13 protein-coding genes and 1 tRNA gene are annotated in these 13958 nt (G+C 32.4%); 7 read left to right on the forward strand and 7 right to left on the reverse strand.

Features of this window, described 5'->3' with window-relative positions; genetic code table 11:
• Positions 1-21 precede the first annotated feature (21 nt).
• Together ACZ5LY_RS02785 and ACZ5LY_RS02790 are read left to right on the forward strand one after the other, a co-directional pair.
• A complete protein-coding gene (locus ACZ5LY_RS02785) occupies positions 22-807 on the forward strand; it encodes an MBL fold metallo-hydrolase (protein ID WP_013413909.1) in 786 nt (261 codons plus the stop codon).
• Positions 798-870, forward strand: a tRNA-Thr gene (locus ACZ5LY_RS02790). The genes ACZ5LY_RS02785 and ACZ5LY_RS02790 overlap by 10 nt, the downstream gene beginning before the upstream one ends.
• Here ACZ5LY_RS02790 and aroC read toward each other — a convergent pair.
• Positions 852-1958 (reverse strand): chorismate synthase, encoded by a 1107-nt coding sequence (aroC, locus tag ACZ5LY_RS02795; protein WP_464577872.1) that lies wholly within the window; start codon positions 1956-1958, stop codon positions 852-854. The two genes, ACZ5LY_RS02790 and aroC, sit on opposite strands and share 19 nt — an antisense overlap.
• A 216-nt stretch (positions 1959-2174) precedes the next feature.
• Here aroC and ACZ5LY_RS02800 point away from each other — a divergent pair, with 216 nt between their 5' ends.
• Complete coding sequence (locus ACZ5LY_RS02800) at positions 2175-2237, forward strand: hypothetical protein (protein ID WP_464577986.1); 63 nt, start codon at positions 2175-2177, stop codon at positions 2235-2237.
• A 103-nt stretch (positions 2238-2340) separates the two neighbouring features.
• Here ACZ5LY_RS02800 and cobM read toward each other — a convergent pair whose 3' ends face one another.
• Genes cobM through ACZ5LY_RS02815 form a run of 3 tightly spaced genes read right to left on the reverse strand, consistent with a single transcriptional unit; the run spans position 2341 to position 3862 of the window.
• Positions 2341-3096: a precorrin-4 C(11)-methyltransferase gene (gene cobM, locus ACZ5LY_RS02805; protein WP_013413911.1), complete on the reverse strand. Its 756-nt coding sequence runs from the start codon at positions 3094-3096 to the stop codon at positions 2341-2343.
• A 2-nt stretch (positions 3097-3098) separates the two neighbouring features.
• Entirely contained in the window at positions 3099-3350 is a 252-nt protein-coding gene (locus tag ACZ5LY_RS02810) for a TIGR00304 family membrane protein (RefSeq protein WP_013413912.1), read from the reverse strand.
• Positions 3351-3397: 47 nt separating this feature from the next.
• Positions 3398-3862: a methyl-coenzyme M reductase family protein gene (locus ACZ5LY_RS02815; RefSeq protein WP_464577873.1), complete on the reverse strand. Its 465-nt coding sequence runs from the start codon at positions 3860-3862 to the stop codon at positions 3398-3400.
• Positions 3863-3960: 98 nt separating this feature from the next.
• Between ACZ5LY_RS02815 and ACZ5LY_RS02820 the strand changes: the two genes are divergently transcribed.
• The 3 genes from ACZ5LY_RS02820 (at position 3961) to ACZ5LY_RS02830 (ending at position 6579) form a co-directional block, all read left to right on the forward strand.
• A complete protein-coding gene (locus ACZ5LY_RS02820) occupies positions 3961-4728 on the forward strand; it encodes a zinc dependent phospholipase C family protein (RefSeq protein WP_464577874.1) in 768 nt (255 codons plus the stop codon).
• 290 nt (positions 4729-5018) lie between these two features.
• The gene (gene modA, locus ACZ5LY_RS02825) at positions 5019-5804 is read left to right on the forward strand and encodes a molybdate ABC transporter substrate-binding protein (RefSeq protein WP_013413915.1); all 786 of its coding nucleotides are present in this window, start codon (positions 5019-5021) and stop codon (positions 5802-5804) included.
• A gap of 10 nt (positions 5805-5814) precedes the next feature.
• Complete coding sequence (locus ACZ5LY_RS02830) at positions 5815-6579, forward strand: ABC transporter permease (protein ID WP_013413916.1); 765 nt, start codon at positions 5815-5817, stop codon at positions 6577-6579.
• Here ACZ5LY_RS02830 and ACZ5LY_RS02835 read toward each other — a convergent pair.
• Complete coding sequence (locus ACZ5LY_RS02835) at positions 6557-7381, reverse strand: radical SAM protein (protein ID WP_464577877.1); 825 nt, start codon at positions 7379-7381, stop codon at positions 6557-6559. The two genes, ACZ5LY_RS02830 and ACZ5LY_RS02835, sit on opposite strands and share 23 nt — an antisense overlap.
• A 218-nt stretch (positions 7382-7599) precedes the next feature.
• Here ACZ5LY_RS02835 and ACZ5LY_RS02840 point away from each other — a divergent pair, with 218 nt between their 5' ends.
• A complete protein-coding gene (locus ACZ5LY_RS02840) occupies positions 7600-11844 on the forward strand; it encodes a cobaltochelatase subunit CobN (RefSeq protein WP_464577879.1) in 4245 nt (1414 codons plus the stop codon).
• Here ACZ5LY_RS02840 and ACZ5LY_RS02845 read toward each other — a convergent pair whose 3' ends face one another.
• Together ACZ5LY_RS02845 and ACZ5LY_RS02850 are read right to left on the reverse strand one after the other, a co-directional pair.
• Entirely contained in the window at positions 11845-12894 is a 1050-nt protein-coding gene (locus ACZ5LY_RS02845; protein ID WP_464577880.1) for a hypothetical protein, read from the reverse strand.
• Positions 12891-13952, reverse strand: coding sequence for an oligosaccharide repeat unit polymerase (locus ACZ5LY_RS02850; protein WP_464577881.1), 1062 nt, complete (start codon positions 13950-13952; stop codon positions 12891-12893). Before ACZ5LY_RS02850 ends, ACZ5LY_RS02845 begins: the two co-directional genes overlap by 4 nt.
• Positions 13953-13958 lie beyond the last annotated feature (6 nt).

Here is a 13958-nt window from a genome sequence, read left to right on the forward strand (position 1 = left end):
TGTATTTAACATTCCTAGGAAGTGGGGGAGGTAGGTTTTGCTACCATAACACAAAAAAGAATGACTGGTGGATTTAGGATAGATCACCTAGATAACAAAAATTTTCATATTGATCCAGGACCTGGAGCATTTATAAGAACATATCAATTTGGTTTAAATCCCATAAACCTTGATGTTGTACTTGTATCTCATGCACACACTGATCATTATTCAGATGTTGAAGTCATGATTGAAGCAATGACAAAAGGAATGACTAGAAGAAGAGGAACTATAGTTGGAAGTAGGAGTGTAATAGAAGGTTATAATGATTTTGGTCCCTGCATATCAAAGTATCATTTAACAAAATCTGATGTTGTAGTGATGGAACCTGGAGACACGACAAAAATTGGAAATGTTAAAATTAAGGCCACACCCACACAACATGGAGATCCAACAGGTATAGGTTTTCAATTTAAAACAAAAGATATAGTTATATCCTATACATCAGATACAGCATATTTTGAAGATTTAGGAAAATATCACAAAGGCGCTGATATATTAATTGCCAATGTTATAAGGCCAAATGGTGAACGTATTAGAGGGCATATGTGTACAGATGATCTCAAAAAACTTTTAAATATTGTAAGACCAAAATTAACTATAATGACACATTTTGGTATGAAAATGATTAATAATAACCCTGCTAAAGAGGCTAGAGATCTATGTAAAGAAACATCGTTAAGAGTTATTCCAGCATCTGATGGAATGAAAATAGATTTATCAAATATTGCACAAAGAACCTTAAATGATTTTTTCATGCCTCGGTAGCTCAGTTGGTAGAGCGCGGGACTCGTAATCCCGTGGTCGCGGGTTCAAATCCCGCCCGAGGCTTTTATATTACATGGATGTATAATCCCACTTCTTATTAGATGATCAGCTATAACTATTGCAGCTGATGCTTCTGCAACAGGTACAATTCTTGGACAAATGCATGGGTCATGTCTACCTTCTATTTTTATTTTTGTTTCTTCCATTTTCTCTAAATCGACAGTTTTTTGAGGTATTGATATTGAAGGTGTTGGTTTGACAGCCATTCTTAATATTATTGGCATCCCATTAGATATTCCACCCAATATGCCTCCAGAATTATTTGTCACGGTTTTTATTTTATTTTTATCTAAATAAAATTCATCATTGACCTCGCTGCCCATATGTCTAGCAACTTCAAATCCCATACCTATTTCAACGCCTTTAACAGATCCTATACCCATTATTGCATGAGCTAAATCTGCATCTAATTTTGAAAATACTGGATCTCCAACCCCTGGAGGTACACCTAAAATAACTAATTCTACAATCCCTCCAATAGAATTTCCTTCTTTTTTTACTTTTAATATTAACTCTTCCATTTTTTTGGCAGCATTTTTGTCTATACACCTTACAGAATTTTTAAAACGTTCTTTTCTTTTTGAATAATCAATTTTTCCTGCTTTTATGTTTCCAACTTGTATTACATGTGCAAATACTTCAATGTTAACAGTTTTAAGTAACTTTTTTGCAACAGCTCCTCCAATTACATGTCCTATTGTAACTCTACCGCTGCCTCTTCCACCACCACGATAATCATAATGCCCATATCTTTTTATCCAACCATAATCTCCGTGACCGGGCCTTGGTTTATTCTTTAATTTTTCGTATGCAGAAGAATCAACATCTTTATTATACACCAAAGCTGCAATTGGAGTACCATCTGTTTTACCATTGAAAACTCCTGATAATATCTCAACCTTATCAGGTTCTTTTCTAGGGGTCGTTATTTTGCTAATCCCAGGCCTTCTTTTATCTAATTCTTTCTGAATATCTTTTTCACTCAACTCTAAGCCAGCCGGACATCCATCAATGACAGCGCCTAATGCTTTCCCATGGCTAGATCCAAACGTTGTTACTCTAAACATTTTTCCAATAGTATTTCCTGGCATAGTATCCCCAGACTTAATATACTACTCCTGACTAAGTGGAAATGTATTTTTCACAATCTTTTCTTTTATTTTAAAAATATACAAACTCTCTTTTATTTCTTCTTTCTCCAAATGCAATAATATATAGAAAATTTATTAATCCTTACTTTTCTTTATGTCATATATCTATACATATAAATCCAGACTTTATCCAGTAAAGAACAGGAAGACAAGCTATTGAAAAGTTTAGAGATTTGTAGGCATGTTTATAATTATTTTCCAAAGAATAAGTCTATATAGAGTATTGTTGAGGAGTGGAGTAGCTCTGACTGCCTATTTAGGAGAATGCTCTACTCAGGACTATACTTTTTCTTGATGAAGCTGGAAGCTCCACAAGGGTGGCTCACTGTCTGTAACCATGAGCAAAATCTCCATTATAAAGTTTTGAACGTTTAAAATCTTTTGCTTCTAAGATTTTACCAACTATTATTATTGCAGATCTCTTTATTCCTTTATTTTCAACCTTTTCAACAATATTCTCTAAGGTACCTTGTAAAATAGTTTCATCTTCCCATGATGCGTTTTTAACTACTGCAACAGGAGTATTTGGTGGATAATGCTTTAACAGCTTATCCACAATTTCTCTGATTTTATGTACACCAAGAAATATACACATAGTAGCTCTATGTTTTGCTAACTTTTCTATATCTTCTCGTTTGGGAACTGGAGTTCTTCCAGCAGGTCTTGTTATTATAACAGTTTGAGAAATTTCCGGCAGTGTTAATTCAACTTTTAAAGCTGCCGCAGCTGCGAATAATGAACTTACTCCAGGTATTATTTCATATGGTATACCTCTTTTATCTAACTCCCTCATTTGTTCTGCGATAGCTCCATATATTGAAGGATCCCCAGTATGGATTCTAGCAATTATTTTATTTTCCTTAGCTTTATCTTCAATTATCTCTATTATTTCCTCCAATGTCATAGATGCACTATTGTAGACTTCTGCATCATCTCTTGCAAATTCTAAAATTTTTTCATTCACTAATGATCCTGCATATATGATTACATCAGCTTTTTTTATTATTTTATAAGCTTTAAGAGTTAACAATTCAGGATCTCCAGGACCACCACCAATAAAAAATACCTTTCCATGCATTTTTACACCCTATAGAATAAAATATAAGCTAGTATCATCAATATTATCGCAAGTACAACTCCCAATATCGCCATCTGACGGTCACTGCCAAATATAATTGGAATAGGGCCTATCATTACAACTCCGCCAGTTTTCACTTCAGATTTCCCAGTTTTAGAAACACTAGCATATTGAAGAATACTTCCAACAATTACTAACAACATTCCAAGGAATACAATGACAATCCCAAATAACACTACTAGATCGGCTCGCATATTTGACACCTATGTTTATTGCTACAACTGTGTGTTAAGTGAAACTATTAATCTTTTATTTTGTATTTTGCATTTTTTTCCTTTATTATATCCATTTCAACCATTGCATTGAGAATTTCCTTTAACCATTCTTTTGAACATAATTTTTCTTCACAGAAGAAATAGTCACATGGACAAGATATCTTATTTTTTATTTCTTTTTTATCCATCCAATCTCCTGACTTTGACAATATATCATATACTGCCAGACACCATAAAGACTTTTCCTTGACTTCATCTTCTACATCTATAGTTTCTATTTCACCTTTTAAATTTTTGGCAAATTTTTTGACTTTATTTATTTCACATTCTGGTACAAGTGTTAATGCCTTTATTTCTTCCCTTAAAAAATATATGCCTCTATGAACCTCAAATTTGTCTTGTCTAAGTATTAATCCACCTATATCTTCTATGAATTCTTCAAACTCATCGTACTTATAAACACCACCTGTAAACAAAACTAATTCATACATATCTACATTCCCCAAAAACTTATAATTTTTGACTTAATTTGTGTATTTGTATATTAAGATTTGAAATTATTTACTTATTAAGGTAGGGGGTGGGTTTCTTGAACATCAAGAAATATCTCCTACTAGCTTTAGTTCTGTCTTTGCCATTTACATTTAGCTTTAGCTATGGATGGAAAGAAGAATCTCATCGCTATATAGTTGAATTAATCTACAATAACCTACCTTCTGAATATCAAAGCAAAATTGACCTCGAAGCTATGAAGGAGGGTTCAACAGCCCCTGACTTAATATTTAAGGACTTTAAAAAACACCATTTCCCTCCAGCTTATTATGAAGCTAAGAAATGGCTTAATAAAGGTAAAGATGCCTGGAAGAAAGGAAATTACAAGTATGCAAGTTATTGCTTTGGAGTTGCAACCCACTATATATCTGATTCTTTCTGTGCACCGCATTACGTCTCAGGAGAGTCAAAAAAAGATCATGAGATGTATGAGTCTCAAGTTATTGGTTATATTCCAACTATCAGGTATATTCCAGGAGATCTCTATACTTTGATGTCATCAGGTGTCTCCACACAAGAAGAATGGGATGCATGGTTAAAAACTAGAGATCCGAATATACCTAGAAAACATTTTGATAAGGCTGCATCAGTTGCATATTCTGCGATAAAAGATACTATAGATCCTATAGAAGGCAAAGACAAAAGAGGCTATTACCCATCTAATACAAATACAACTATAGAACAAAAACCACTGTTCAATAATTCAGAAACAATCCCAACAAAAAAAAACTGGCGTACCTCTCGCTCCACTACTGCTCAGTGCATTAATGATGGCGGTTGTAGCTATATACACAAGATACTTTAGACCTTAGATTTTTTCTTTTTAAAGTTTTTTAGATTTCTATACTATTTTAGTCTAGACCTTGAAGCTATGAAAGAAGTTCAATAACTCTCAGTCCCAGATGAGGCTAACATATTAAAAGAAATAAAATATGACATTTCCAGGGAAAATTAAAATAACGTCAATTTTAATTTTAAAGAGATTCTAAAATTCTATTTATTTTATTTTTTATACGTTTTTACTTTATATTTAGTCGAAATGTTTATATTTGCTTATCACTTTTAATTATATGTATATCGTTGGGAGGCTAAAAAATGAAAAAAGAAATTGGAATCATTGTTTTAGCGGCTATAATCATTGCCATTGTTGGATTATATGCAACAGGATTTTTTGAAACAAAACACGAAACAATAACCGTCTATGCAGGAGCCGGATTGATGAAAGCCGTAAATGAAATGAAGTCAGAATTTGAAAAATCAAATCCAGGAGTTACTGTGAACGTTAGGTATGGATCTGGTGCTGAGATCGTAAGTTTATTGAAAACACAGAAATCTGCAGATGTACTAATTGCTCCAGCAAATGATTATATGAAAACAGCGATAAAAGATGGATTAATAAAACAAGAAACCGTAAGGAATGTTACAAAACACGTACCTGTTTTAATTGTGCGTAAAGGTAACCCTAAGAATATTAAATCTATTTATGATCTCACAAAACCAGGCATAAGAGTAGCTGTTGGAGATCCAAAAAGTCCGGCAATAGGAAAAAAGACGTGGAAAATATTGAAAAAAGCAGGGATAGAAAAAGAAGTGGAAAAAAACATTGTAGCTAAAACGGGCACTGTCAATGAGTTATTGACATATGTTGCAACAGGACAAGCAGATGCAGCAATAATATGGGAAGACATGGCAACATGGAGTGAAGCACAAGGTAAAATTGAAGTTATACCAATACCAAAAGATATTAATGCTATAGACACTGTTTCTATAGGGGTGACCACCTGCACAAAGAATTACAAATTGGCTAAAAGTTTTGAAGATTTTGTTTTAAGTCCAAAAGGCAAATCAATTTGGCAAAAATGGGGATTTAAAGTTTTATGAGGGTCTAAAGATGAAATTTAAACATGTTCTTATTTTCTTTTCTTTTTTAGTTATAATATTGTTTTTTGTTACATTGACAAGTTTATTTGGAATGATAGATACAAAGAAATTTCTTACATCAGTTTTTTCCTATGAAATGCTATATTCGATAAAATTAACAATTTTAACATCTGTTTGTGCGACTTCATTAACAATGTGTACAGCTATACCTGTTTCATATGCTATGAGTAGGTATAAATTGCCATTTAAAAAATTAGGCAGAAGTATTTTAGTTGTTCCAATAGCATTGCCGGAATTAGTAGTTGGAGTTGCATTGGTATTATTATTCAGTCCTGATCATTTAGGTAGAATTATACCTTTAAGTTTTACAGTTCCTGGAATAATTTTAGCCCAATTCTTTGTTGCACTACCTTATGCAATTAGAATATTACATACGACTTTCAACTATATAGATGAACGTTATGAATTTGTTGCAAGATCTTTAGGATGTTCTGAATTTGGAGCTTTTAGACGTGTGACACTACCATTAGCAAAAAATGGTATATTAGCATCATCTATCATAGCTTTTGCGAAATCTATGGGTGCATTTGGTGCAGTACTAATGATGGGGGGAGGAACCTACTTAAAAACTGAAACATTACCAATCACTGTATATTTGAACATGTCTTATGGTAATTTAGACATGGCAATTTCAGCTGCTTGTGTGTTGTTAATCATTTCATTCGCAATTCTAATAATAATTGAAAAGTATTTTAAGAATGTTCCTGTTTATTGAAAACTTTCATATTATCTTTTCTGTAATCATTTAAAGATCTTCTTTTCATTTTTCCATCAGGAAAAACTGTTATCCATGTCTTTATTTTCTTTTTAGGAAGAGTTTCACGCCTACAGCTTTTACTTAAAAATACATTTTTAAGATATTTTTTAGCTATTTTATATACATTGAGCATTTCAGAATAAGTAGGTTCTCTTGAAAAATTTTTAATGGGCCTGTATGGATTTATTCTGTACTCTATTTCTGGATTTAATTTTGATAGAAATCTTGCTATATTCTTAATTTCTTTTTCTTCAACCCATCCAGGAATATATATTGTCTTAATTATTAAGTTAATATCTTTTTTACAAATGTTTTTCAAATTTCTCAAAATCCTTTTGTTTGAAAATCCAGTATATTTTTTATGTATTTTTTCGTCAAATGCCTTTAAATCAAGCATTATTCCATCTAAACCTGCCTTTATTAATTCATCAACATACTTATCATCTAGTAAATAACCATTGGATTCTATGATTATTTGGGAAGATCTCAAAGATGAAATAAGTTTTTTTAAATATTTTTTATTTAAGGTAGGCTCCCCACCAGTTATTATAATTTCTTTAGGTAAATCACCATAGTAACTTCTTGATGAATCCTCAACTAATTTTACGAGTTCTTTAACTGTCATTGGTTTACCAACAATGTCCTTTGCAATGCTAAAACAACCTAAACAATTAAAATTACAACCTGACAATGTTATCCAAACTCTTGGTGAAATTTCAGATAAAGTTATAAAAGGAACATGTCTTTTTCCTTTAAACAATGCCTACACCATTTTATTATATTTTTTATTTGGATTTTTTATTTTCTTTGTTGTTAAGAAAATATTTATATATTATAAAGTATATTTTAAAATGAAAAAATATTTGAAAACTATTAAAAATAAATTGAAGGGGAAGAGAGATGTAATTTTATTAGGTAAGTATTATTTAGAAATCTTATAGTAATAATAGTATATAGAAATATAAAAAGGGGGTTTAGATGAAAAAGTGGAGAATTAATATTTTTATGTTAATAATCTGTATATTTCTACTTTGTAATACAATTTCAGCTGCAGATTCCTCAGCAAATACTTCAAATAATCAAACACCGAAAATTGTAATCCTAAACGCTAACTGTCTCTCATCTTATTATCATCAAATACTAACGTCAGAAGCAAAAAAATTAACCGAAAGCAAAATACTAAATGTAAGCGTATATGCAGGAAGTGACCTCAAAGACCCAAGCATACCAAATGAACAAAAAATACCATCAAATATCAACCTCAGTGATTATGACGTAGTTTTTGCGGTTGGATATACTAAAGGAGCACCTGATTTACAATCTAAAATTGAGGAGGCAAAACAACGCACCAAAGTGATAGTTGTTTATCCAACTGCTTTAGGTCCGGGCAATATTGATCCAACCAAATATCCTGATATTTTTAAATACTTGGAAAATCCTACTCCCAAGAACCTGCGAAACCTGATTATATATCTTGGAGTCAAGTTTTGCAATTTAAATGCCACAGTTGAACCACCAGAAATCTTTCCCACAATAGGTATATACCATCCAGATGCACCAAAACTATTTACCAATTTAACAGAATACTTAGAATGGTATAAAAATCAAGACCCTAATTATACATATGATACAACTAAAATCACGGTGGGAATTCTTTTTTACCGAACTCATATACTTAGTAATAATACCAAAGTTATAGACTATATGATCAAAATCCTAGAAAAAAAAGGTTGTAATGTAATAGCAGTATTTGGGTATAGTCAATGGGATGTTCACAAATTTTTAGCTAGAGACAACAAATCTTTAGTAGACGTGATAATTTCTTTGGCATATAATGTTCAAAAAGAAGCAGAAAATTTCAAATTTTTAAATGTTCCTGTGTTATATGGTGTAGGACTTTACTATGAGTCTCCAGAACAATGGGAAAATAGTAAAGAAGGAGTATTTCCTCATCAAGTACCTTATATAGCCTTATCCGAAATATATGGTCTTATTGAACCAACAGTTATTTATGGACAGGTAATAGATGATAAAACTACAGGTGCTTATCATTATGAACCTATTCCATATCAAATTGATTACATTACAGATAGAGCCATTGCTTGGGCTAAGCTACGTAAAATGAATAACTCTGAAAAAAAAATAGTTATAGTTTACTACAACGACGGTGGTGGAAAGGCCAACATAGGGACAGAAATGGAATTTTATTTGGACGTACCTGCAAGCATGATTAATTTATTACAAGAAATGCAATCACGAGGATATAACTTAGGTGGATCAATACCGGACTTAAAAAACTTAACCGATTTAATGGTTAAATGTAGGAACATTGGTCCATGGGCTCCAAATGAACTAGATACATTAGTGAAGACAGGAAATACCATATTAGTACCAGAAGAAACATATTTATCATGGTTCCGAGAACTTCCCTTGAAAAGACAAGAAGAAATAATAAAATATTGGGGAAAACCTCCTGGAAATTTAATGGTTTGGAAAGATAGTAAGGGTAGAAAATACATCGTAATACCAGCAATCCGATTAGGAAATATAATTATTGCACCGCATCCTATTAGACCTGCATTTGCATGGCAATTATATGGAGTAAGTGTAAACAGCACATTTCCTGGATACCAAGGTGAGATACCACCACATCATCAGTACGTAGCATTTTATTTAGCCATGAAGAAAATATTTGGTGCACATGCTCTTATACAAATGTGGTCTCCATTTGCAGGAATTGCAGGAAAACAAGTTGGTCTCGGTAAAAACGACTGGAATGGAATACTACTGAGTGACATGATAAATCTACGACCATGGCCTCTTCATTACAATCCAGAGACACATAAAAGAAGAGGTGGTTTTGTTATTGTCAGTCATTTACCTCCCACAATGGTCCCTTCGGGTCTCTATGCAAACTTAACTACACTACAACAGAAAATCACATTATACAAACAAGTGACAGAAGAAGGCCTCCTGAAAAATGAATACAAAAAAGAAATCATCAGTGAATGTAAAAGGTTGGGTCTTGATAAGGATATGAACGTTGATCTTTCAACACTTAATGATACTACAGCTTTTGAAAATTTCTTAGAAGATTTGAGTGCGTACCTTAATGAAATTAAAGCTAGCTACATCCCCTATGGCTTACATATATTAGGTCAAGGACCTACTAATGAAAGTTTAGTAGCAATGATAGAAGCAATGTTTGGAGATTCTTTACGGAAAGATGTGTCTGCTGTAAACACACAGGAAGGTTTAACAACCAAGTTATTAGTGGAAGTACTCTTAAATGGCCTTAATCCTGAAGAAGCACAAAAAAAGGTTTTGGGACAAATATCGGCTAATGTGACCGTAGATTTGAATCTTGCCCTCAATTATAAAGAGATGATAAACAAAAGTGCCCAAATGGAAATTTCAAAAATACTGGCTGCCTTGGATGGACAGTACATAGAACCAGGTTTATATGGTGATCTGGTTGGTCATCCAGAGCTTTTACCAACTGGTAAAAATTTATACAGCTTTGATGGGCGATTGATACCTACCAAAGAGGCATGGAACATTGCAATGAAATTGGTAGATGAGTTAATAACAGAATATAGAAAAAAACATGGCAATTATCCCAAAAAAATAGCATTTATACTGTGGAAATCAGAAACGTGTAGACATCATGGTGTGATGGAAGCTGAAATTCTCTACTTGTTAGGTGTCAAACCAGTGTGGGATAAATACAACCGATGGACCGATGTTGAATTAATTCCCTCTAATAAATTAGGTAGACCAAGAATTGACGTAGTGATAATCACCAGTGGATCTTATAGAGATATGTTCGGTTATAAATTTGAGCTTTTAGAAAAGGCTGTTAAACTCGCAGCCAATGCCAATGATAGTGAATATCCAAATTATGTCAAAGAACATAGTAACAAAATTTATCAATGGTTAATAGAAAAAGGATATAATTCAACAGAAGCTTTTGAGTTGTCTACGGCTAGAATATTTTCCCACGAAGTAGGTAGATTTGGAACAGGTCTTAATGATGTAGTAGGTATGGATGCTCATTGGCGAAATGAAAATGACATCGCAAATGTTTACATAAGTTCCACTAGTTATATTTATGGGAAGAATTTCTGGAGTTTACAAGCAAAAGATGTCTTTCGGAAAAATCTCGAAGAAATCAATATAGGGGTATTTAGTACTTCTTCCCATGTAGTGGGTATCCTTGATCAGGGAGTAGATGGTTATTTAGGAGGTCTTGCTCTTGCAGTTCGGAGTATTTCCGGAGTAACACCTGATTTATACATAAATAATCTTCGTGACTTTAGTAACCCCACTATAGAACCATTAACCCGTACGGTTAACAGAGAACTCAGAAGTCGGTATTTCAATCCTAAATGGATCACAGGAATGATGAAAAATGGTTATGCTGGTGCTAGGAACATAGAAGAGTTTGTGGAAAGAATCTGGAATTGGAACGTTGAAGTGCCAAGTTTGATTTCAGAAAACACTTGGAACCAAATATATGAGACATATATACTAGATAAATATGATTTAGGGTTAAATAAATTCTTTAGTAGTAATAACCCCTATGCTAAACAATCTATCGTTGCTAGGATGATAGATGCTTTCATGAAAGGTTATTGGAATCCTTCACAAAAAGTGATAACAACGTTAGCCAATGAGTACATTAACAGCGTGATACGTTACGGTGTAACTTGCTGCCATCACACATGTGGCTACATCGACCTAAACAACTTCATAGTTAGAATATCAAATATGCCACTTCCATCATTACAAAAATTTGCAGCTGCATTTGCAGAAGCTACTGGAGTTAAGTTATCAATCCCTGGAATATCAATAACAGTCCCTGGAATTCCAACAACTACACCACAACCTTCAATTCCAGGAGCACCATCACAACTAGGAGCTCCAAGTGCATTAGGAAGAGTAGGAATTGGAACTGCAGCAACAAGGGGAGTTTCACCAGGAATTTCAGGTCCTTCAGGTAGAGTTGGTGGTGAAATTGGTGCAAAAGGAGCAGCTCAAGCTTCTGGAGCAGCAGGTAAAGCAGGAATTACAGGTGCTGCAGCAGGTAAAGCATATGAGATTACACCAGTGTCTAAAGGAATTGGAAGTCCATCATCAGTGCCATTTGCAGGAATAGTTGGTGTTATAATATTGATTGCATTAATAGCAGGAGGATACCTGTTAAGAAGGCCTGAGCGATAGTCACATGAATTTAGATCTTGCATCCCATATTTTTTTTAAACTTTTAAAACCACTTTTTTCTTTTTTTTCAAATGAGAAATTTTCTATTATTTTTACAACATTATTCACAGATTTTTTAGAACCTTCAATCAAACTTTTAGCTTTGGGTTTTTTAAGATTTGGTAGATATTTAGGTATATCTTGAATTTTAACAATAGGTATGCCGACTTCTTTAGCTAAATCAACACTTGCATGTTTATAGTGAAATCCAGCGACCTTTATTGATGGAATCTCTAAAACAGCGACTTCAATAGTTACACCCATACCAGCACAATAAATAACAGCGTTAGCATTTTTAATATAACTTAGAAGATCTACAAAACCTTCTAAAACTTTAACCTTTGAAGAAGTAATAAGACTTTTTATATAACTAGTTTTAAATCTAAAAGGAACAATTAAAACTTTTTCATCTAGGGATTCAATTGTTTTTATCAACTTTGGAACATCATGATATTTAATGTCTCCTCCAAGTACCAACAAGATAAAATCATCTTCTTCACATGTTTTTATTTCAGATTCAAGAACATATAGAGCGTGTGGATACCCACTAATGTTTCTTACATTTTTTAATAAATATTCTCTCTCTAAATATTCTTTATAATCTTTTGATGGAGCTGTAATAATATCTGCAAATGCTATCATTTCAATTGGGTTGTAAATATCCTGCTCAATATGTAATACAGGAATATGGAGTATGTTAGCTGAGATAATTCCTTTCCTTACATCCCCAGCATTTCCACATGTTAGCAATAAATCAGGTTTAATTTTTCTTAAAACTTTGGTAGTTCTAATTATGTCCTTAAATATTAAATAACAAGATTTTAACTTATTTTTTTTATAAGTTATTTTTCTACCTTTTCCAATATAATATAATGAAGAACAATATGGTTCCAATATATTTTTAACTTCTTTTCCATGCATTAATCCAATTATCTCATGCTCTTCTAGTCTTTTGATTATTGGAATAAAGGTTTTTGCTGGTGCTAACTCTGCTATAATACAAATTTTCATTTTTTACACCTTTTTAAACATTTAAGTGCAAAAACAATTCCAAAGAAATACAATATCCAAACAACTAAATCTGTAGGTCCAGTTTCAATCCATGTAAGTGCATGCGACATCATTATTGAATAAAATGCGGTGATCAATCCTTTTTCCTTCAATTGTAAATTATGTAAAAATTTAAGTATGAAACCTAAAAGGAACATTTGAATCAACATTCCTCCAATACCAAAATCTAAAAGTGGAGGGCCAATTATTGTGGATGTAGTGGAATGATGATATCCAAGAACTTTTAAACCTACAATTGCTCTTGGATCAACTGACATGAAAAATCCTACCAATGTGTAATAAAACAGTAAGCCATGAGTTATCCCCTGAAGTTTTGTTGCCTTTTCCACAACTAAAAGTGTGTAACCTGCCCTATACAACAATAATTGTATTGGATTTAAAGTCCAATGTTGCCATTCTATAAATTTGACAACTATGTATCCTAAAATTGAAATTATGAAGAATATAATTAGTATGCCTACCAACGAATATTCTACTGGTATTTTCTTTGTATAGTATAGTGTCATTAAGACACTCAAAATTATAACAACTACAGGGGTTCTATAACCTGTCAATGAAAATAGAACCACACCCAGAATTAAAAATATAAAGTATTTTTTATTGTAAAATTTGGCAAACAAAATATTTATGCTTGGTAAAAACAGCAAATATGAGAAAAACCAAAAAAGATTGACAGCCTTAGCTTTTAAGTGACCACTAAAAAGAGGTATTCCTCCTAAATAATAAAAATTAAAAATCTGTAACACAAATGCTGTATAAATAAAATATTTTAAAAGATTTTTGTTTATTTGTAACTTACATTTACAACCATCTCTCACAAATTTTACAGGATAAAAACCTAAGAGATAAAAAGCCATTGCAAATAAAAAATAAATATATACATATACAGATGGCAATTTAAGACCCTTAATACCCATAAAACATCCCAATGTTGCTAGAAAAAGATAGAAAAGTAAAGCAAAAATAAAAATAAGAGGATGAAATATATCTTTGCTCACTAAATC

It is taken from the genome of Methanothermus sociabilis, assembly GCF_055392295.1.